The organism is Nocardia sp. NPDC003183, from assembly GCF_053590715.1.
Window position 1 is genome coordinate 107,142 of the sequence record NZ_JBSFTG010000007.1, and the last position, 19,892, is coordinate 127,033.

17 protein-coding genes are annotated in these 19,892 nt (G+C 67.4%); 10 read left to right on the forward strand and 7 right to left on the reverse strand.

Annotated features, from left to right (window positions below; all coding sequences use genetic code 11):
- The first annotated feature begins 114 nt into the window (after positions 1-114).
- The 5 genes from ACWDXS_RS21685 to purM all read left to right on the forward strand — a co-directional run bounded on the left by ACWDXS_RS21685 (position 115) and on the right by purM (position 6,570).
- On the forward strand, positions 115-1,701 hold the full coding sequence (locus ACWDXS_RS21685) for an ABC transporter substrate-binding protein (RefSeq protein ID WP_449968112.1): 1,587 nt from the start codon (positions 115-117) through the stop codon (positions 1,699-1,701).
- A gap of 53 nt (positions 1,702-1,754) precedes the next feature.
- Positions 1,755-2,795: an ABC transporter permease gene (locus tag ACWDXS_RS21690; RefSeq protein WP_358070928.1), complete on the forward strand. Its 1,041-nt coding sequence runs from the start codon at positions 1,755-1,757 to the stop codon at positions 2,793-2,795.
- Positions 2,795-3,745, forward strand: coding sequence for an ABC transporter permease (locus ACWDXS_RS21695; RefSeq protein WP_378990584.1), 951 nt, complete (start codon positions 2,795-2,797; stop codon positions 3,743-3,745). Before ACWDXS_RS21690 ends, ACWDXS_RS21695 begins: the two co-directional genes overlap by 1 nt.
- Positions 3,738-5,402, forward strand: coding sequence for an ABC transporter ATP-binding protein (locus ACWDXS_RS21700; RefSeq protein ID WP_378990583.1), 1,665 nt, complete (start codon positions 3,738-3,740; stop codon positions 5,400-5,402). The genes ACWDXS_RS21695 and ACWDXS_RS21700 overlap by 8 nt, the downstream gene beginning before the upstream one ends.
- Before the next feature lie 88 nt (positions 5,403-5,490).
- Entirely contained in the window at positions 5,491-6,570 is a 1,080-nt protein-coding gene (gene purM, locus ACWDXS_RS21705) for a phosphoribosylformylglycinamidine cyclo-ligase (protein WP_101464588.1), read from the forward strand.
- Between the two features lie 290 nt (positions 6,571-6,860).
- On the opposite strand, the gene ACWDXS_RS21710 is transcribed toward purM, so the two are convergent.
- The 4 genes from ACWDXS_RS21710 to ygfZ form a co-directional block, all read right to left on the reverse strand.
- Positions 6,861-7,088: a DUF3073 domain-containing protein gene (locus ACWDXS_RS21710; RefSeq protein ID WP_067448610.1), complete on the reverse strand. Its 228-nt coding sequence runs from the start codon at positions 7,086-7,088 to the stop codon at positions 6,861-6,863.
- A 175-nt stretch (positions 7,089-7,263) separates the two neighbouring features.
- Positions 7,264-8,214, reverse strand: a complete 951-nt coding sequence (locus tag ACWDXS_RS21715) for an asparaginase (RefSeq protein WP_378990581.1) — start codon at positions 8,212-8,214, stop codon at positions 7,264-7,266.
- A gap of 55 nt (positions 8,215-8,269) precedes the next feature.
- Positions 8,270-8,935, reverse strand: coding sequence for an MOSC domain-containing protein (locus ACWDXS_RS21720; protein ID WP_449968119.1), 666 nt, complete (start codon positions 8,933-8,935; stop codon positions 8,270-8,272).
- Positions 8,936-8,946: 11 nt separating this feature from the next.
- Entirely contained in the window at positions 8,947-10,050 is a 1,104-nt protein-coding gene (ygfZ, locus tag ACWDXS_RS21725) for a CAF17-like 4Fe-4S cluster assembly/insertion protein YgfZ (RefSeq protein WP_449968122.1), read from the reverse strand.
- 122 nt (positions 10,051-10,172) lie between these two features.
- Between ygfZ and ACWDXS_RS21730 the strand changes: the two genes are divergently transcribed.
- The 5 genes from ACWDXS_RS21730 to cydC all read left to right on the forward strand — a co-directional run bounded on the left by ACWDXS_RS21730 (position 10,173) and on the right by cydC (position 17,539).
- Positions 10,173-11,078 carry an aminodeoxychorismate lyase gene (locus tag ACWDXS_RS21730; RefSeq protein ID WP_378631794.1) on the forward strand — a complete coding sequence of 302 codons (906 nt, stop codon included), beginning with the start codon at positions 10,173-10,175 and terminating at the stop codon, positions 11,076-11,078.
- Positions 11,079-11,213: 135 nt separating this feature from the next.
- Complete coding sequence (locus ACWDXS_RS21735) at positions 11,214-12,668, forward strand: cytochrome ubiquinol oxidase subunit I (RefSeq protein WP_449968125.1); 1,455 nt, start codon at positions 11,214-11,216, stop codon at positions 12,666-12,668.
- 9 nt (positions 12,669-12,677) lie between these two features.
- Entirely contained in the window at positions 12,678-13,706 is a 1,029-nt protein-coding gene (cydB, locus tag ACWDXS_RS21740) for a cytochrome d ubiquinol oxidase subunit II (protein ID WP_449968128.1), read from the forward strand.
- A 3-nt stretch (positions 13,707-13,709) separates the two neighbouring features.
- A complete protein-coding gene (gene cydD / locus ACWDXS_RS21745; RefSeq protein WP_449968131.1) occupies positions 13,710-15,764 on the forward strand; it encodes a thiol reductant ABC exporter subunit CydD in 2,055 nt (684 codons plus the stop codon).
- Positions 15,761-17,539, forward strand: a complete 1,779-nt coding sequence (gene cydC / locus ACWDXS_RS21750) for a thiol reductant ABC exporter subunit CydC (protein WP_449968134.1) — start codon at positions 15,761-15,763, stop codon at positions 17,537-17,539. The genes cydD and cydC overlap by 4 nt, the downstream gene beginning before the upstream one ends.
- Positions 17,540-17,868: 329 nt before the next feature.
- Here the strand turns inward: cydC and ACWDXS_RS21755 are convergent, their stop codons facing one another.
- The 3 genes from ACWDXS_RS21755 to ACWDXS_RS21765 form a co-directional block, all read right to left on the reverse strand.
- Positions 17,869-18,561 carry an FABP family protein gene (locus ACWDXS_RS21755; protein WP_387446345.1) on the reverse strand — a complete coding sequence of 231 codons (693 nt, stop codon included), beginning with the start codon at positions 18,559-18,561 and terminating at the stop codon, positions 17,869-17,871.
- 179 nt (positions 18,562-18,740) lie between these two features.
- Positions 18,741-19,046 (reverse strand): DUF1416 domain-containing protein, encoded by a 306-nt coding sequence (locus tag ACWDXS_RS21760; RefSeq protein WP_056818727.1) that lies wholly within the window; start codon positions 19,044-19,046, stop codon positions 18,741-18,743.
- Between the two features lie 5 nt (positions 19,047-19,051).
- Positions 19,052-19,885, reverse strand: coding sequence for a sulfurtransferase (locus ACWDXS_RS21765; protein WP_379315867.1), 834 nt, complete (start codon positions 19,883-19,885; stop codon positions 19,052-19,054).
- Positions 19,886-19,892 lie beyond the last annotated feature (7 nt).

Here is a 19,892-nt window from a genome sequence, read left to right on the forward strand (position 1 = left end):
GTACGGTCCCTCGATATATCGCTAGCTCACCATGTAGTCGTCGCCCCTGTGATCCGGGTGCGACGGCTGCGCGGCGTTCGAGAATGGGACCTGATGTTGAACAAGGCACGAAGTATGCGCGCGAAACAAATTGCCGCAGTGGGTATTACCGCCGCTGTCGCCGCCGCGCTGGCCGGTTGTGGCTCCGGCCGCACCGATGAGGCGGGCTCCGGTGCGGGCCTGGTCGTTGGTACCACCGACAAGATCTTCTCGCTCGACCCGGCCGCGGCATACGACAACGGTTCGTTGCTGGTGGAGAACCAGATCTATTCGTATCTGCTGAACTTCGCACCGGGCGATACCACGCCCAAGCCCGATGCGGCGGAAAAGTGCGAATTCACCACTCCCACTGTGTACACCTGCAAGATCAAGTCCGGGCTGAAATTCGCCAGCGGTAACCCGCTGACCGCGAAGAGCGTGAAGTTCTCCTTCGACCGGATGGTGAAGATCAACGATCCGCACGGTCCCGCGTCGCTGCTCGGCAATCTCGAGAAGACCGATGTGGTCGACGATCTCACCGTCGCGTTCACGCTGAAGGTCGCCAACGATCAGACCTTCCCGACCATCCTGCCGACCCAGGCGGGCCCCATCGTCGACGAGGCGGTGTTCCCGGCCGACAAGGTGGCCACCGACGACGAGGTCGTCAAGGCCAAGGGCTACTCCGGCCCGTACACGATCTCGAGCTACGACAAGAACAAGCTCGTCGAGTACCAGGCCAACCCCGAATACCAGGGCATCCTCGGCACGCCGAAGACCAAGACGGTGTCGACCAAGTACTACGCCACCTCCGACAACCTGAAGCTGGACCTGCAGAACGGCGCCATCGACGTCGGCTACCGCTCGTTCACCCCCACCGACATCGACTCCCTGCGGGCCGATTCCAAGGTGAAGGTCACCGACGGCCCCGGCGGCGAGCTGCGCTACGTGGTGTTCAACATGAACACCATGCCGGGCAACACCCCGGAGCAGAAGCTGGCCGTACGCAAGGCCTTCGCGTCCTCCGTCGACCGCGAAGCACTGGCCAACGGCGTCTACAAGGGCACCTATCAGCCCGCCTTCGGCTACGTGCCCGCCGGCATGGCGGGTGCGGCCGAGCCGCTCAAGGACCTCTACGGCGCCAAGCCGGACAAGGCCGCGGCCGCGAAGTTCCTCGCCGACGCGGGCGTGACCACCCCGGTGACGCTGAACCTGCAGTACAACCCCGATCACTACGGCTCGAGCTCCTCGGAGGAGTACGCGGCGGTCAAGTCGCAGCTGGAGGCCTCGGGTCTGTTCAAGGTGAACCTGCAGTCCACCGAGTGGGTGACCTACCAGAAGGAGCGCGCCTCCGACGGTTACCCGATGTACCAGTTCGGTTGGTTCCCGGACTTCCCGGACGCCGACAACTACCTGACGCCGTTCTTCGGCCCGAACAACTTCCTGCAGTCGCACTTCGAGAACCCCGGCATCAATGCCCAGCTCACCGCCGAGACCACCGAGGGCGACCCCACCAAGCGGGCCGAGTTGCTGAAGAAGATCCAGACCGATCTGGCGCAGAACTTCCTGCCGACCCTGCCGCTGCTCTCGGGTAAGCAGGTCGCGGTGTCGAAGCCGGGCGTCGACGGTGTCGATCAGACCCTCGACGGCTCCTTCAAGTTCCGGTTCACGGTTCTGAGCAAGTGAGTGACGTTGCTGCTGCGCCCGGATCACCGATCCGGGCGCGGCGTTTCAGGTGGATGCGCGGCGGGGGTTCCCGCCAGGTGGCTTTGCTGCGGTACCTGCTGATTCGGCTGTTGCTGATTCTGCCGACCGCGTGGTTGCTGGTGACAGTGGTGTTCTTCCTGATGCGGGTGATCGGTGACCCGATCAGCGCGGCCATGGGTGGCCGGCTGACCCAGGACCAGATCGAAGACCGCAAGGAAGCCGCAGGGCTCAATCGCCCTATCCTGACGCAGTATTGGGAGTACATCACCGGCTTCCTGCACGGTGACTTCGGACGGACCCAGGACAACCAGGCGATCAGCGATGTGGTGATCACCTACGGTGCCGCCACCTTCGAACTGGTCTTCTGGGGTCTGCTCGTGGCGTTCGCGGTCGGTGTTCCGCTGGGCAGATACGCCGCGACACACCGGGATACGCCCTCGGACGCGTTCCTGCGGTTCTCCGCGGTGCTGGCCTACGCGGCACCGGTGTTCTTCGTGGGCATGCTGCTCAAGCTGATCTTCTCGGTATGGCTGGGCTGGTTCCCGGTCGGCGGGCGCGCCAGCACCGACGTAGAGCTCGCGCTGCAACATGTCTCGCCGAAGACGAACATCCTGATCATCGATTCGATCCTCTACGGCGAACCGTCCTATGTGCTCGACGTACTCGAACACGCGGTGCTGCCCGCGGTGGCCCTGGGGCTGCTCACCGGCGGCATCTTCCTACGGCTGGTGCGGGTGAACCTGATCCAGACGCTGCGCAGCGATTTCGTCGAGGCGGCGCGGGCGCGCGGATTGTCCACGCGGGTGGTCACCGGTAGGCACGCGGTGCGCAACGCGCTGATCCCGATCATCACGGTGATGGGCATGTGCATCGCGATGATGCTCGGCGGTGCGGTGCTCACCGAGACCACGTTCGAATGGAAAGGCCTGGGCTATCAGCTCGCCGAGTATCTGCGGGCGCGCGACTTCATCGCGGTGCAGGGCATCGTGGCGTTCATCGCGCTGGTCGTCGCGGTGATGAGCTTCGTCGTCGACGCCATCGTCGCGCTGATCGACCCGAGGGTGAGGTTCTGATGACTACCGCTGTGAAACGCCGGCGTCTGCCCGGCGCCGAACTGTTGTCGAAAACCTCGGGGCTGCAACGGGTCACCCTCATCACCGGCTTGGTGCTGGTCGGTGTGTTCGTGTTCGTGGCGGCGTTCGCGCCGTTGCTCGCGCCGTACGGGCTGGCCCAGAATTCCGCTGACGGAGTGGCTTTCGTGCCGCAGCAGGGACCCTCGGCCGAGCACTGGTTCGGTACCTCGGTGCGCAGCGAGGACGTGCTCTCGCGGGTGCTGTTCGGCGCGCGCACCGCGCTGCTGGTGATCGCGATCTCGGTGACGCTGTCGCTGCTGATCGGCGTGCCGCTGGGGCTGCTGTCGGGGTTCGTGGGGCGCTGGGTGGACAAGACGCTGGTGCTGATCATGGACGCCATCTACGCGTTCCCGTCGCTGCTGCTGGCGATCGTGGTGTCGATCGTCGTCGCGGGCGGCACGTCGAGCAGTCTCGGCGGCATGCTGTCGGCGGCCATCGCGATCACGGTTGTCTATGTGCCGCAGTACTTCCGGGTGGTGCGCAACGCGACGGTCGCGGTGAAGACCGAGCCGTACGTGGACGCCGCCCGGGTGACCGGCGCATCGACGACGCGAATCATGTTCCGCCACATCCTGTCCAATGTCACCGGCTCGCTGCCGGTGATCGTCACGATCAATGCCGCCGACGCCATCCTCACCCTCGCCGCGCTCGGCTTCCTCGGGTTCGGCATCGAACCCACCCAGGCCGCCGAGTGGGGCTACGACCTGAACAAGGCGCTCAACGATGTCTCCAACGGCATCTGGTGGACCTCGATCTTCCCCGGCACCGCGATCGTGCTGGTGGTGCTCGGGATGACGCTGGTCGGCGAGAGCCTCGACGAAACACTGAACCCGCTGCTGCGCACCCGGCGTGCGGTCACCTCGGCAGACAAGGAAACAGTCGATGAGTGAAAAGACTGCCGCACTGGCTGTTTCGGGGTTGTCGGTCACTTTCTCGACCGACAGCGGGCCCGTGAACGCGGTACGCAACGTGTCCTACGAGGTGTTCCCCGGTGAGGTGCTCGCCATCGTCGGCGAGTCCGGGTCGGGCAAATCGGTGAGTTCGCGCACCGCCATCGGACTGCTGCCGCATTCGGCGTCGGTGCGCGGGCTGGTGACCATCGGCGACCGGCCGGTCACCTCGATGACCGAACGTCAGCTCACCGCACTGCGCGGTGGCGAGGTGTCGATGGTGTTCCAGGAACCGGCGCGTGCGCTGGACCCGCTGTTCACCGTCGGTTTCCAGATCTGTGAAGCGCTGCGCGCGCACAGCGGGATGGGCCGAAAAGCCGCCAAGGCCAAGGCGATCGACTTGTTGCGCCTGGTCGGGCTGCCCGATCCCGAGCATCGCGTCGACTACTACCCGCACCAGCTCTCCGGCGGGCAGAAACAGCGCGTGATGATCGCGATCGCCATCTCGTGTGAGCCGAAGGTGATCATCGCCGACGAGCCGACCACCGCGCTCGATGTCACCGTGCAGGCCGAGATCCTGGAACTGCTGCGCGATCTGCGCGATCGGCTCGGCAGCGCGATCGTGCTGATCACCCACAACATGGGTGTCGTGGCCGACCTCGCCGATCGGGTGGTGGTGATGCGCGCGGGCGAGGTGGTCGAGCAGGCGCCGGTGCACGAGCTGTTCGCCAGCCCGAAGGCCGACTACACCAAGGCACTGCTCGATGCCGTTCCGCATCTCGGTGCGGCGACCATCGAGCGGCCCGTGATCGACCGGACCGTCGAGCCCGTGCTCGATGTGAAGGATCTGGTCGTCACGTTCCCCGGGCCGTTCGGCCGGCCCGCCTTCCGGGCCGTCGACGGCGTCAGCTTGCAGATCAGGCCGGGGGAGACCCTGGGGCTGGTCGGCGAGTCGGGGTCGGGCAAGTCGACCATCGGGCGCTGCGTGGCCGCGTTGCAACGGCCGAGCGAGGGGCACGTGCTGATTCGCGGGCAGGACATCGCGGATCTGTCCCAGCGCAAGCTGCGGCCGATCCGGCGGCGGTTCGGGTTCGTGTTCCAGGACCCGGCCGGATCCCTCAACCCCCGCCTGACCGTCGGCGAATGCGTCGCCGAGCCCCTGGTCGTGCACGGCATCGGTGACAAGGCGAGCATTCGCGCGCGGGTCAGGCACATGCTCGACGACGTGCAGCTGCCCGCGGGCACCGAGAACCGGTACCCGCACGAACTGTCCGGCGGGCAGCGTCAGCGGGCGAGTCTGGCGCGCGCGCTCGTGCTCGACCCCGATCTGCTCGTGGCCGACGAGCCCACCAGCGCGCTCGATGTGTCGGTGCAGGCGGCGGTACTCGAGCTGTTCGCCGAGTTGCAGCGTGGTTGCGGTTGGGCGTGTCTGTTCATCAGCCACGACCTCGCCGTCGTCGACCAGCTCGCGGACCGGATCATGGTCCTGCGCGAGGGATCTTGCGTCGAGGAAGGCGACAACGAACAGATCCTGCGCAACCCGCAGCACGAGTACACCCGCCGCCTCGTTGCCGCCGTTCCGGTCCCCGACCCGGTCGAACAGCGGCGGCGTCGCGCCGAGATCGCCGCCACATTCGCCACCGAACTGGAACAATGAGGTAGGAGCCGCACGACACCTGGACTGGCGGATCACATAGAGTTACTAGGCATCTATCCGCCGATTCGGTTTGGAGCTTTCCCCCACAATGACTGAACAGACACCCAGCGGTGCAGGCGCTTCCTACGCTGCGGCGGGCGTGAGCATCGAAGCCGGTGACCGCGCCGTCGAATTGTTCGGACCATTGGCCAGGAAGGCCAGCCGACCCGAGGTGCAGGGCGGTATCGGTGGCTTCGCCGGGCTGTTCGCGCTCAAGGGCGGATACCGGGAGCCGCTGCTGGCCGCCTCCACCGACGGTGTCGGCACCAAGATCGCCGTCGCCCAGGCCCTCGACAAGCACGACACCGTCGGCCTCGACCTGGTCGCCATGGTCGTCGACGACCTGGTGGTGTGTGGCGCCGAGCCGCTGTTCCTGCAGGACTACATCGCCATCGGCAAGGTCATCCCGGAGAAGGTCGCCGAGCTGGTCTCCGGCATCGCCGAGGGCTGCATCAAGGCCGGTTGCGCGCTGCTCGGCGGCGAGACCGCCGAGCACCCGGGTCTGATGGATCCCGATGACTACGACCTGTCCGCCACCGGCGTCGGCGTCGTCGAGGCCGACGCGGTCCTCGGCCCCGACCGGGTGCGTCCCGGCGACGTCGTGATCGCGATGGGCTCCTCGGGCCTGCACTCCAACGGCTACAGCCTGGCGCGCAAGGTGCTGCTCGACATCGATCGGATGTCGCTCACCGGGTACGTCGAGGAGTTCGGCCGCACCCTCGGTGAGGAACTGCTCGAGCCGACCCGCATCTACGCCAAGGACTGCCTCGCGCTGATCGCCGAAACCGATGTGCGCACCTTCTCGCACGTCACCGGTGGTGGCCTGGCCGCCAACCTGGCTCGGGTGCTGCCCGCAGGTCTGGTGGCCGAGCTGGATCGTGGCACCTGGAACCCTGCGCCGGTGTTCAAGATGATCGCTCAGCGCGGCCGCGTCGAGCGGATCGAGATGGAGAAGACGTTCAACATGGGCGTCGGCATGGTCGCGATCGTGGCGCCCGAGGACGCTGACCGTGCGCTGGCGGTGCTCACGGCCCGCCACATCGACTGCTGGACGCTGGGTCAGGTCAAGAAGGCCGCCGATGTCGAAGCGCCGCGTGCGGTGCTGCTGGGCGATCACCCCAGGTTCTGATCTCCGCTGCGCACGAGAGCCGGGTCGCGATGGTCGCGACCCGGCTCTCGGTGCGTTCAGGGTTTGTTCAGGCCACTGAGTGGTTAACCCATACCCGGAGGGTTTTGACCGTCGGCTCGGGGTGGTCGGGGCCTCGAGGCGGCGAACACGACGAGCGTCCTGTGCATCGCACAGGACGCTCGTCGCGTATTCAGGTATTCGCCGTAACTGCTACTGCGAGCCTGTCGTCACTCACCTGAGAACGGCTGGAAGGGGGAGGCCGGTCGGCCTCCCCCTTCGTCGCTGTCAGGTCAGCGGCGCCAGCTGTCGTAGCCGTCGTCCTCGTCGTTCCAACGAGACGGCGACTCGTCCGCATCATGCTCATCGGACAGCACTGCACTACTCCTGGGTTGGGAGTAGGGCGAAGCATCGCTATCCGACAGCTCGCGCTGAAGGCTCGCGAAGTCCGTCGGCGCGGAGCTGTACTTGAGCTCACGTGCGACTTTGGTCTGCTTTGCCTTAGCCCGGCCACGGCCCATGGCTGACCCCCTCGCGTCACTGCGGGGCGGCCTGGGGTTTGTTGGCGGCCCCGTTCGAATTAATACTCTTCCTGACAGACACTTTAGCGTGTGTCAGGGCGTCGCGCTCCCAGGAGTGGGTGAAGACCTGTCGAAGCGCCCCGGTTTGCCCCTTCTTCGCCCAGACCGCCCGGTCTCAGATGACTCCCGGAATCGCGCGGATCACCCCGACTCTGGCGTCGCCGCCGAACACCGCGGTGGCCGCGAGCTGAGTGTGCTGATCGGTCCACTCGACGCCGAGTTCGCGCAGAATCGCCAGCGTCAGAGGCATCCGGGCCCGATCGTGACCGTCTTCGATCTTGTACGCGAAGGCCCTTCCGTCGGGTAGCGCGCCCGCGTGCACGCCGTCGGCGCCGATCTTGCAGAACAGTCCAGGGGTCGCCGACATGGCCAGCAGATCCGGGCCGCTCGTGCCGGAAATCACTCGTGGATTCGCCCGAACGGCATCGGCGATCCGGCGCGGCGCGGTGCCGGACTCGGCCGTGGTGAAGCCGGCGAAGGCGCGCGCGAGGTTGATCAGCGAGACGGGCACGATCGGCAGGCCGCAGCCGTCGATGCCCAGATCGGTCTCCGGTTCGCCGGTGACGTCGGCGACGGTGGCCAGGACCGCTTGCTGCAGCGGGTGCTCGATCTCGAGGTATCCGGTGCGCGGCCAATCGTTGATCGCGCAGGTCGCCAACATCGCGGCGTGTTTGCCGGAACAGTTCATGTACAGCGGGCTCGGACCCGCGCCGGTGATCGCGGCGGCGCGGGCCTTCTCCTCGAAGGGCAGGTCGGGTGGGCAGGCGAGGTCGCCGGCGGTGCAGCCGAAGCGATCGAGCAGGCGGCGGACGAGGGCGATGTGGTCGGGTTCACCGAAGTGGGAGGCGGTGGCGATGGCGAGTTCGTCGTCGTCGACGGGATCGAAACCGTTGCGCAGCAGGGCCAGTGCCTGCATCGGCTTGTTGGTGGAGCGCGGGAAGATCGGGCCGTGGATCTCACCGAGTTCGAGGGTGGGGGTGCCGAAGGCGTCGAGGATGACGACGGATCCGCGGTGCACGCACTCACGGAAGCCGGATCGGACGACTTCGACCAGTTCGACACTCATGCGGTCTCCCTCGGGCATGTGGTTACGCGAGCTGCCGCCTCCGCGCGCTGACCGCTCATGCCTCGACCTCCACGGCGACGGTTCGGGTTCGGGTGTGGCGGTCGATCTGCATGCGAACGTCGGCGGAGATGGTCGGCTCTTCCGCGCGCAGGCGTTCCAGGCGCACGGGGTCGGCGCCGGTGAACAGATCGCGCACGGTGATGCCGTGTTCGGGAACGTGCACGACGCGGACTTCGTCGCCCGCGCCGATCGTGCCCTCGGTGAGCACCCGGAAGTAGGCGCCGGTATCGGATCGCAGCGCGAACCGTTTCACCCACCGCTGCTCGCCCGACCACTGCTGGAAGGTCGCGCAGGGCACGCGGGGTGCGCTGACCTCGAGCAGGGTGTCGCCGATCGCCCAGTGCGCGCCGAGCACCGCGTCGCTGACCGGCAGGCCGGTCAGGCGCAGGTTCTCGCCGAACCAGCCCGCAGGCAGTTCGCGGTCGAGTTCCTTCGCCCAGCGGCGGGCGTCTTCGTCGGCGTAGGCGTAGACAGCCTGGTCGATGCCGCCGTGGTGGGCGGTGTCGCAGACGTGGTCACCGTGCAGACCGAGGGCGGCCACGGCTACCCGACCGTCGACCGGACGCTTGTCGATGGCCGTGCGACCGACACGGGTGCGCACCTCGATCTCGGCGTGGACGACGCACACGGCCGCGACGCGGCCGGTATCGCCGACGCGCATGACCGGACGGTTCATCGCCCGCGCAACCGGTTGACGGCGGCGCGCCCCGCCTGCTCGGTGTCGTCGGCGGGGACCGAGTCGGGGTCGATGGCCGCGGCCATGCTGCCGACCACCAGTTCGGTGCCCGCGGGGACCGAACGCTTGATCAGAGCCAGGGCGATCGGGCCGAGTTCGTAGTGGTCGACGACAGTGCCGAGGCGGCCGACGGTGCGGCCGCCCGCGGTCACGTCGTCACCGGTGGCCGGGCGCTCGTCGGCCGAGCCGTCGAGGTGCAGCAGCACCAGATTGCGCGGGGGCTTGCCGAGGTTGTGGACCCTGGCCACGGTTTCCTGGCCGCGGTAGCACCCCTTGTTGAGGTGGACGGCCCCGTGCTCGTCGATGCCGCCGATCCAGCGGGCCTCGTGCGGGATGGTGCGTTCGTCGGTGTCCACGCCGATGCGCGGCCTCAGTGACGCCACGCGCAGCGCCTCGTAGGCCCACATACCCGCCGGTGCGGCACCGCCTTGGGTGAGCTCGGTCCACCAGGCCGAGAGCTCGGCCCGGGGCACGATCAGATCGAAGGAGTGCGGCATCCGCCGCAGGAAGCCACCACCGGGCAGCGCGACCGCTCCGTAGATCTCTGGCAGTTGCGCGATGCCGAGAGCATCGAGCAGCGTGTCCACTCGCGGGCCCAACAGGCTCAGCACGGCGTGATCCGGCGCGTCCTCGGGCTTGGCGTCGGCCCAGAAGACCATCTTCTGGAGGAACGCCAGCAGCTCGGCGCCGCGGTCGGCCTCGGTATCGAGCCACAGGGTGCCGTCGAGGTCGGTGAGAACGAAGTGATTGAGGACCCGGCCGTTGAGATCGAGGTCGAGAGTCTCGGCGCTGTGCCCGTCGGGTAGCGCGGCGATGTGCTGACTGGTGATGGTGTGCAGCCAGCTCAGGCGCTCGGCGCCGGTGATCGTGGCGACGCTGCGATGGGAGCGATCCACGACCGCGACCCGCTCCGCGGCGGCCTTCTGCTCACCGAACGGATCACCGTAATGCCAGGCGACCGCGGCGTCCGGGGTATCGGGTGCACCCGCGACGGCACCCGGAGTATGGAGAACAGGACTGGGGGAGACGACCTGTGACACGACACCCACTGTAGGCGCGTCTGCCGACACGCGCCGCACGTGGTCGTCTTCGCGGCGCGCGTCGCGAGCTCGATTCGGAGCAGCCATAGGCATAACAGAGCGATAACGCCTACGCTCGGCGCATGGGAGAACGGGTACTTGTGACACTCGACGGGACGGTCGCTGACGCGAACGTGCCGTCGCTCTATGCCGACGACATCGGCGCACTTCGCGGCGATGGCGTATTCGAAACGATTTTGGTGCGCGGCGGCACGGCCACCGCGCTGGAATTCCACCTGGCGCGGCTGCGCCGCTCGGCGCAGGCACTGGAACTGCCGGAGCCGGGCCTGTCGAGGTGGCGCACCGCGGTGGAACTGGCCGTGAAGGAATGGGGCTCGGAAGAGGAAGGAATGTTGCGGCTGATCTACACGCGCGGCCGCGACTCGGAATTCGACGCGCCGCGCTCGGAGCTGGCACCGGAGGATCCGCAACCCACCGCGTATGTGCTCGTCTCCCCGGTACCCGCGCGGGTCGCGACGGCGCGCGCCGAGGGCGTGAAGGTGATGTCGCTGGCCCGCGGCATCTCGGTCGACCTCGCGCAGGCGGCGCCGTGGCAGCTGCTCGGCGCGAAGACGCTGTCGTACGCGACCAACATGGCCGCGCTGCGGTTCGCGCGGCGGATGGGCGCCGAGGACGTGATCTTCCACAGCACCGAACACAAGGTTCTCGAGGGCCCGCGCTCGACGGTGGTGATCGCTCGCGGCAAGCAGCTGATCACCGTGCCCGCCAAGAGCGGCGTCCTGCCCGGCGTCACGCAGCGTGCGCTGTTCAACGTGGCGGAGAAGTCCGGCTGGGAGTGCAAGTACCAGACACTGTTCACCGCGGACCTTTTCGACTGTGACAGCATCTGGCTGCTGTCGAGCATCACCCTCGCCGCTCGAGTGAACCAGCTCGACGGCATTCGCTTGTCGGCGCCCGACAACGCTCAGGAGATCATCGACATGGTCGACCTCGGGATCGACCGGCCGGGGACCATCGGAGACTGGTGATCCGTGTGTGGGGCACGGGTGGGCGTGCCCCTGCGGGAAGGGTTTCCGCGGGCCGTGGCGGTTGTCACGCTCGAACGGGGTGATTCCGGGCGTACGATCTACTACAAGTCGTCGTAGTAGATCGGTGGAGGTCGGATGGACACCCTTGATGTCTCCCGGTGGCAGTTCGGGATCACGACCGTCTACCACTTTCTGTTCGTTCCGCTGACCATCGGACTCGCGCCGCTGATCGCGATGATGCAGACCGCGTGGGTGATCACCGGCAACGAACGCTGGTACCGGCTGACCAAATTCTTCGGCAAGCTGTTCCTGATCAACTTCGCCCTCGGCGTCGCGACGGGCATCGTGCAGGAATTCCAGTTCGGGATGAACTGGAGCGAGTACTCCCGCTTCATCGGCGACGTCTTCGGTGCGCCACTGGCGCTGGAAGCGCTGATCGCCTTCTTCATGGAGTCGACGTTCATCGGGTTGTGGATATTCGGGTGGACCCGGTTGCCCAAGCTGGTGCATTTGGCGACCATCTGGATCGTCGCCATCGGGGTGAACGCGTCGGCGTATTTCATCATCGCCGCCAATTCGTTCATGCAGCATCCGGTGGGAGCCCGGTACAACCCCGAGACCGGACGCGCTGAGCTGGAAAGCATTGCGGCGCTGCTGACCAACAACACGACATTGGCCGCGTTCCCGCATGTGGTCGCGGGCGCGTTTCTCACCGCGGGCACTTTCGTGGCGGGTATCGCCGGCTGGTGGATGGTGCGCAACGCGCGCAGCGGCGATGCGGTGAAACGCGAAGAGGCGCGGACGATGTGGCGGCCGGTAGGGCGATTCGCCCTCGTGGTGGTGGCGCTCTCCGGCGTCGCCTTGATCTTCACCGGCGATATTCAAGGCAAGCTGATGTTCGAACAGCAGCCGATGAAAATGGCTTCGGCGGAATCGTTGTGCCACACGGCGACCGACCCCGATTTCTCCGTTCTCACCGTGGGTACGCACAACAATTGCGACGGTGTGATCCACGTGCTCGAGGTGCCGTATGTGCTGCCCTATCTCGCCAAGGGCGAATTCAGCGGGGTGACGCTCGACGGTGTGGTGGATCTGCAGAAGACCTACAACGTCGCGTACGGGCCAGGGGACTACCGGCCCAACCTGTTCGTCACCTACTGGTCCTTCCGCGCCATGATCGGGCTGGCAGGCGGGTCGGTGCTGCTGCTGTTGGCCGGGTTCTGGGTGACGCGCGGTGGCCGGGTGCCGGATCAGCGATGGTTCTCCTGGCTGAGCCTGCTCGCGATCCCCACACCGTTCCTGGCCAACAGTGCGGGCTGGGTGTTCACCGAGATGGGCCGTCAGCCGTGGGCGGTGGTGCCCAATCCGACCGGCGATCCGAATATTCGAATGACGGTGCAGCAGGCGGTCTCCGAACACTCGGCCGGGACCGTGATGTTCTCGCTGGCGGTGTTCACGCTGCTCTACGGTGCGCTCGCGGTGGTGTGGTTCTACCTGATGCGACGGTATGTCGTCGCCGGGCCGGACACCCACGTGCACGCCGACAGTTCGGACAGCACGGACACTCCCCAACTTTCCTTCGCGTACTAGGAGCCGACGATGGATCTGCAACAGTTCTGGTTCCTCCTGATCGGTGTGCTGTTCACCGGCTACTTCGTGCTCGAGGGATTCGACTTCGGTGTCGGCATGCTGATGCCGATTCTCGGCAAGGGGTCCGATACCCGCAGGCGCGTCGTGCTCAATACGATCGGCCCGGTCTGGGACGGCAACGAGGTGTGGCTGATCACCGCCGCCGGTGCGCTGTTCGCGGCGTTTCCCGAGTGGTACGCCAGCATGTTCTCCGGGTTCTATCTGGCGCTGCTGCTCCTGCTCGTCGCCTTGATTCTGCGGGTGTGCGCGATCGAATACCGGGGCAAGATCAACGATCCGACCTGGCGGGCCTGGTGCGATATCGGGATCGGGATCGGGTCGTGGATTCCCGCACTGGCCTGGGGCTGGGTGTTCGCGAACATGGTGCGGGGCGTGCCGTTGAACGCGGACCGGCAGATAGCCGGTTCGGTCGCGGATCTGCTCAGCCCGTACGCCTTACTCGGCGGGCTCACTACCGCTGTTCTCTTCGCGCTGCACGGTGCGGTGTTCCTGGTGCTCAAGACAGCGGGTGAGGTTCGCGCCGATGCCTTGCGGATGGCCAGGTTGCTGCTGATTCCCACCGCGGTGGTGGTCGGCGGATTCGGGCTGTGGACGCAGCTCGCCTACGGCGCCGGGTGGACCTGGATCGTGCTGGTGACCGCCGTGCTCGGGCTCGCGCTAGCCGCGGTGGCGAATTTCGCGGGGCGTGACGGCTGGGCTTTTGTCGGCACGACGCTCGGTGTGGTCTCGGCGACGGTGCTGATCATCGGGTCGATGTATCCGAATGTGCTGCCGTCGACCATCAGCCCGCTCTACGACCTCACCATCCACAATGCGTCCTCGTCGCCGTATACGTTGAAGGTGATGAGCTGGGCGGCGTTGCTCGCTACGCCGGTGGTGTTGATGTATCAGGGGTGGACCTATTGGGTTTTCCGGCAGCGGATTCGGGTGGAACAGATTCCGCCGCCGGTGGGTCTGCCGCGCAGCGGTAAGGGCTGACAGATGGCGTCGGCCCCGTCTCGGGAAATCGTCGCTCGCGAAAGGTCGGACGCTGTGGTGTCGGAGAGCTTGTCGCAGGAGGGACCCGAGCCGGGCGCGGTGACGCCGACACGGTCGAGGCGCGGCCCGGTGGATCCCCGGTTGTGGCGGTACGCGCGGTCGGCGCGGCCGCATCTGGTGATCGCTGTCGCGCTGGCGCTGGTGATCACAGCGACGATCGTGGTGATCGCCATTGTGCTGGGGCGGGTACTCGCCGGGGTCATCACGGATCCGGGCAAGCGTGAGTTCGGTACGTGGACCACGGAATTGGTGGTTCTTGCGGTGGCCGTCGCGGTGCGGGGGCTGGCGAGTTGGTGGCAGGCGCGGTTGGCTCATCGGGCCGGAAGCGCGGTGGTCGCGGAGCTCGAGACGGCGGTGCTGCGGGCCGGCGCCGAGCTGCCGCCACGGGACCTCGACGTGCGGCGAACGGAGATCGCGGTCGTCGTCGGCAACGGTCTCAGCGGATTGCGTGGGTGGTTCACCGGCTATCTGCCCGCGCTGTTGCTGGCCTGTCTCGTTCCGCCGGTGGTGCTGGTGGTCATCGCCCTGCACGACCGGACCTCGGCGCTGATCGCGGTGATCACCGTGCCGTTGATCCCGGTGTTCATGGTGCTGATCGGGCTGCTCACCCAGGGGCGAGCCGAGGCGACGCTCGCCGCGACCACGCGGTTGTCGGACCAGATCCTCGACCTTTTCGCGGGCATGCCCACCTTGCGCGCGCTCGGGCGTGAGGGTGCGGACGGGCCCTCGATGGTTGATCAGGTGCAGGCCCTCGGCGATTCGCTGCGGCAGCGGACCATGCGCGCGCTGCGGATCGCGTTCCTTTCCTCGATGGTGCTGGAAAGTCTCGCGACGCTGAGTGTCGCGTTGATCGCGGTCGCGATCGGGCTGCGGTTGGTGTTCGGCGAGATGGCGTTGTACAGCGGCCTGGTGGCGTTGATTCTCGCGCCGGAGGTGTACTGGCCGCTGCGGCAGGTGGGGGAGAAGTTCCACGCGGCGCAAGACGGAATGGCAGCCGCTGACCGGGCTTTCGCGGTACTCGAACCGGCCCGGCGGGCCGAGTCGGCGCCTCCTCGTGCCGCCTGGGGCGAGGTCATCGCCTCCGGTAGCCGCACGGCGGACGTGGCCGAACTGACTGATGCGGGTGTCGGGCCGGCGCGAATCAGCTTGCGTGGGCTGTCTGTTGCCGCCAGAACGGGCACCGCGCCCGATCGATTGACGGCCGTGCTCGAACCCGGAATGGTGACCGTCCTGACCGGGCCGAACGGGTGCGGGAAATCGACTACGCTGCAGGCGATTCTGGGGCTGGTCGAACCCGACGAAGGCGCCGTCTTCGTCGACGGCACCGATGTTCGTGAACTCGACCTCGACAGCTGGTGGAGTCGGATCGCCTGGTTGCCGCAGCGGCCGGTGCTGGTTCCCGGGACATTGCGCGAGAATGTCGAGTTGCTCGGGGCCGTCCCGGACCCGACCGTCGATGATCTTCGAGCCGTCAGTGCCGCAACGGGATTCGAGAGCGTGCTGGCCGAGCTCCGCGACGGCTGGAACACCGTCGTCGGTCAGAACGGCACCGGCCTGTCCCTGGGCCAACGCCAACGCCTCGCCCTCACCCGCGTCCTCGCCGCCCACCGCCCGATCCTGCTGCTCGACGAACCCACCGCCCACCTCGACCCCGAGAGCGAGCAGCGCGTGCTCACCACCCTGCGCGAACACGCCGCCGCCGGTGCGACCGTTGTGGTCGTCGCCCACCGTCCGACCGTGCTGGCAGCGGGCGATGTGGTGATCGACGTCGTCGCGGCGCACACGCCTGCAGCGGTCGCTCCGGATTCGGAGGCTACGGGCAACTCCGCACCTGTCACCGACACCGACACCAGCCGACCGGCTTCTGCCCGCACGGTCGACGCCTCAGATCCCGTGGCAGCGAGCGGACCCCCGCCTGGTGCCGACTCGGAACCACAGCGCGCGGTGGGCTCCTCCGGTAAGTCGGCCGGTCGCGTGTACGGAGTGGAGGTCTCATGATCGGCGATCTGCGGGAGATGTGGCGGCTGCTCGCGTTGTCGCCCGCGCGGGTCGCGGTGGCGATCGCCTGGGGCGTGGCGGCGTTGGGCAGTGGGCTCGGGTTGGCGGCGCTGGCCGCGTGGTTGATCGCGCGGGCCTGGCAGATGCCGCCGGTGCTGGATCTGAGCGTCGCGGTGGTCGCGGTGCGGGCGCTGGGCATCTCGCGGGGGTTGTGCCGGTACCTGGAGCGGCTGGCCACCCACGATGTGGCTTTGCGGGCCATGACGACAGCTCGCACGTCGGTGTATCGCACACTGGCGCAGTCGGATGTCCGGTGGTGGCGAGACCGGAGCGGCTCGTCGGTTGCGCCGACCGGTGTGGCGGACCACGCGGGCCCTGTCGGCAGCACGGGGCGTGCGCTGCGGCGCGGGGATGTGCTTGTCCGGACCGGCGCTGACATCGACGATCTCGGGGCGGTGGTTGTCCGGGTGTTGGTGCCCGTGGCGGTCGCGGTGGTGTTGTCGCTGGCCGCGGTGGGGCTGATCGCGATCATTTCGCCCCTGGCCGCGGTGATCTTGGCTGTCGCGCTGGCGGTTTCGGGGATCCTCGCGCCATGGCTGTCGGCGGCGGCCGCGCGGGAGGCAGAGCGGGCGGTGCGAGCCGATCGGGCCGAGTTCGCCGCCGGGGCGCTCACGGTACTCGATCACGCTGCCGAGCTGCGTGTCGCGGGGCGGCTGGATGCGGCACTCGCCGTGGCGGACAGGGCTTCTCAGCGGGCGGTGAGCGCGGAGGATTCGGCTGCCTCGCGCAGCGCGTGGGCGGCCGCGGCCACTCCGCTGTCGATCGGGGTGAGCGCGTTCGGTGCGCTGCTGGTCGGCATCGCCGCCTACGGGTCGACCGGCGGACTGCCCGGCGGCATGACTCCGATGGCTTTGACGATTCTGGTGCTGGTCCCGCTGTCGGCCTTCGAAGCCGTGGGCATGCTTCCCGCCGCCGCGACCACCCTCACCACTTCCCGTGCGGCCCTGCACCGCCTCCGTGGCATCTCGGCAGGAACCCGCGGCACTGCCGGTGCCGACAGTGCCGGGAGTGAGCGCCGCGAGTGGGCGGCGGTCGAGCCTGCTCCGGCTGACCTCGACTCCGCGGGAGTTCGAGAACGCGCGCGGTCGGTGGTTCCCGGGGGACCGGTGACGAGTCCATGGGCCACGGCCCGGCGGACACCGATGCCCGAAGGGTCGCGGGTGGTTGTCGTCGGGCCCAGTGGGGCGGGGAAGACAACGTTGCTGATGGCATGGGCGGGCCTGTTCGATACGCCCTGGGACGGTGTCACGTTCTTCGCGGAGGACGCGCATCTGTTCGGCACCTCGATTCTCGAGAACCTGCGAGTCGCGCGTGGCGACCTCACCCTCGACGAGGCCGAAAGCGCTCTGCGCACAGTCGGTCTCGGGCCGTGGCTGGATACGCTGCCGGACGGTCTGCACACCTCGCTCACCGCGGGCGCGGCCGCCGTATCCGGTGGTCAGCGCCGCCGCATCCTGCTGGCCCGCGCCCTCGTCGCCCCCGCGCACACCCTGCTCCTCGACGAGCCGACCGAACACCTGGCCGCCGCCGAAGGCGATCAACTTCTGCTCGACCTCCTCGACGCGGACAGCGGTCTCGTAGCTGCGGATCGCACCGTTGTCGTTGTCACCCACCAACTCCCGCGCGGGCACAGAGCCGGCACCGTCGTCACCGTCGATGCGACCGGCACCTGCCACATCGAGCATCATCACGCCACGACATCTTCGGCAACCTGACGCATTCACCCAGGTCAGAACCGCAATTAAATCAATTGCCGAGCGCGCCGAGCGCGGATAGATTCATCAGTACACAAGAGAGGAGGTGGTCTGAAGAATGTATGTTCATCGGATGCGTGAGGTGGCTGCCCGCTAGCAGCTCCACTGCGGGAGATTCCCCAGCGGTGCGCTGAGCGAATCCCAGGCAGTCACCCGACCCCCGAGCCCCCGGAAGATCCAACCGGGACCATCGCGTTCACAGATCGCGGTGGAACGGCTCGGGGGTCGCTCCATTTCCCGACGAGAACGGCCCGCCCAGAGTGATCTGGGCGGGCCGTTCTCGAAGAATCTCAGCCGATGTAGCGGACCAGCCGCGCCGACAGGCGGGGGACGAGCGCGCCGTCGGGGTCCACGCGTTCTTCCACGTAGGCGAGGTCGCCGTTGTCGACGATGCCGTAGAGGCGTTTGGCGCCGCCCACCACCGCGCCGGAGGTGCTGCGGATGGAGACGTCGGTCGCGAGCTCCCAGGAGGCCTGGTTGCGGGCCTTGCCGTAGTACAGCTCGATGACGCCGTTGCTGTGGGTGAGCAGGAGTTCGAGCAGCTCGTCGGTGCCCTCACCGCCGACCCGCCAGTAGCCGCTCTCGCGCAGGTCCGGGCCGGTGTACTTGCCGTCCGCGTCGAGCTTCCAGGTCTGCGATTCCCAGGCCAGGTAGTCGCCGCCGTCGTGGGAGACGATGATCTGCTGGCCGAAGCGGTAGTCGCCCTCGGCGGGGTGGTGGCCTTCGCCCTCGCCGCGCCACACGCCGACCAGCGGCAGCAGGGCCAGCATGGCGTGGTTCAGATCCGGGCCGAGGCGCAGATTGGCCGTGTCCTCGGGCAGGGGGAGGCCGGGCAGCACCGGAATGTTTCGGGCGCCGGTTTCCTTCGCCCGTTCGGCGGCGACGTTGACTGCTTCGTCGCCGCTACGACGCTCGGCCGGAGCGTCTTGCTCTGTGCTCGCTCGCTCGGCCGGTTCGTTACCTTCGCCAGCGAGCCCGCTCATGACTCGGTGAAGAGCCGGTAGAAGACGTACAGGCCGAACCAGCCGATGAGAATCGACACGGCGACAAGGAGTACCTCGAAGAAGATGACCACAATCGGAGTCTAGCCAGTCCTCGTAACAGATACGAAAACGGCCCTGGTAGTTCCCGCACAGGAACTACCAGGGCCGTTGTGAGCTTCTTACTTGGCGACCGCGACGTCGACGGCGTGAATGCCGGCGCCCTCGGGGCTGATCTCGGCGGAGCCGTTGCCCGACGAGCTCAGCGCGCGCAGGGTCCACGAACCCGGCGCGGCGAAGAAGCGGAAATCACCGGTGCCGGAGGCCACGACCTCGGCGGTGAAGTCACCGTTGCCGTCGAGCAGACGCACGAACGCGCCGCCGACGGGCTGGCCGTCGGTGCTCAGGACACGGCCGGTGATGACCGTTTCCTTCTCCACATCGACGCCGGCCGGAATGGCCTGACCCTGGGTAGGTGCTGCACACATATTGATTACGCTCCCAACTCGATAGGCGCTCCGACGAGGGAACCGTATTCGGTCCAGCTGCCGTCGTAGTTCTTGACGTTCTGGTGGCCGAGCAGCTCCTGCAGCACGAACCAGGTGTGCGAGGAACGCTCGCCGATGCGGCAGTAGGCGATGGTCTCCTTCTCGCCGTCCAGGCCCGCGTCCTTGTACAGCTCGGCCAGATCGGCGTCGCTGCGGAAGGTGCCGTCCTCGTTCGCGGCCTTGCTCCACGGCACGTTGATCGCGCCTGGGATGTGGCCGGGACGCTGGCTCTGCTCCTGCGGCAGGTGCGCGGGGGCGAGGATCTTGCCCGAGAACTCGTCGGGGCTGCGCACGTCGACCAGGTTCTTGGTGCCGATGGCCGCGATGACCTCGTCACGGAACGCGCGGATGCTCAGGTCGGGAGCGGCGGCCTTGTACTGGGTGGCCGGGCGCGCGACCGCGTCACGCGAGAGCGGACGACCGTCGAGCTCCCACTTCTTGCGGCCGCCGTCGAGCAGCTTGACGTCGTTGTGGCCGTACAGCTTGAAGTACCAGTAGGCGTAGGCCGCGAACCAGTTGTTGTTGCCGCCGTAGAGCACCACGGTGTCGTCGTTGCCGATGCCACGCGCCGAGAGCAGGTCGGAGAACTGCTCCTGGTTCACGAAGTCGCGACGGACCTGATCCTGCAGGTCGGTCTTCCAGTCAAGGCGGATGGCGCCTTCGATGTGGCCACCCTCGTAGGCGGAGGTGTCCTCGTCGACCTCGACGAAGACGACGCCGGGGGCGTTGAGGTTCTCTTCGGCCCAGTCAACGGAGACCAGGACATCGGAGCGAGCCATGTTGTTC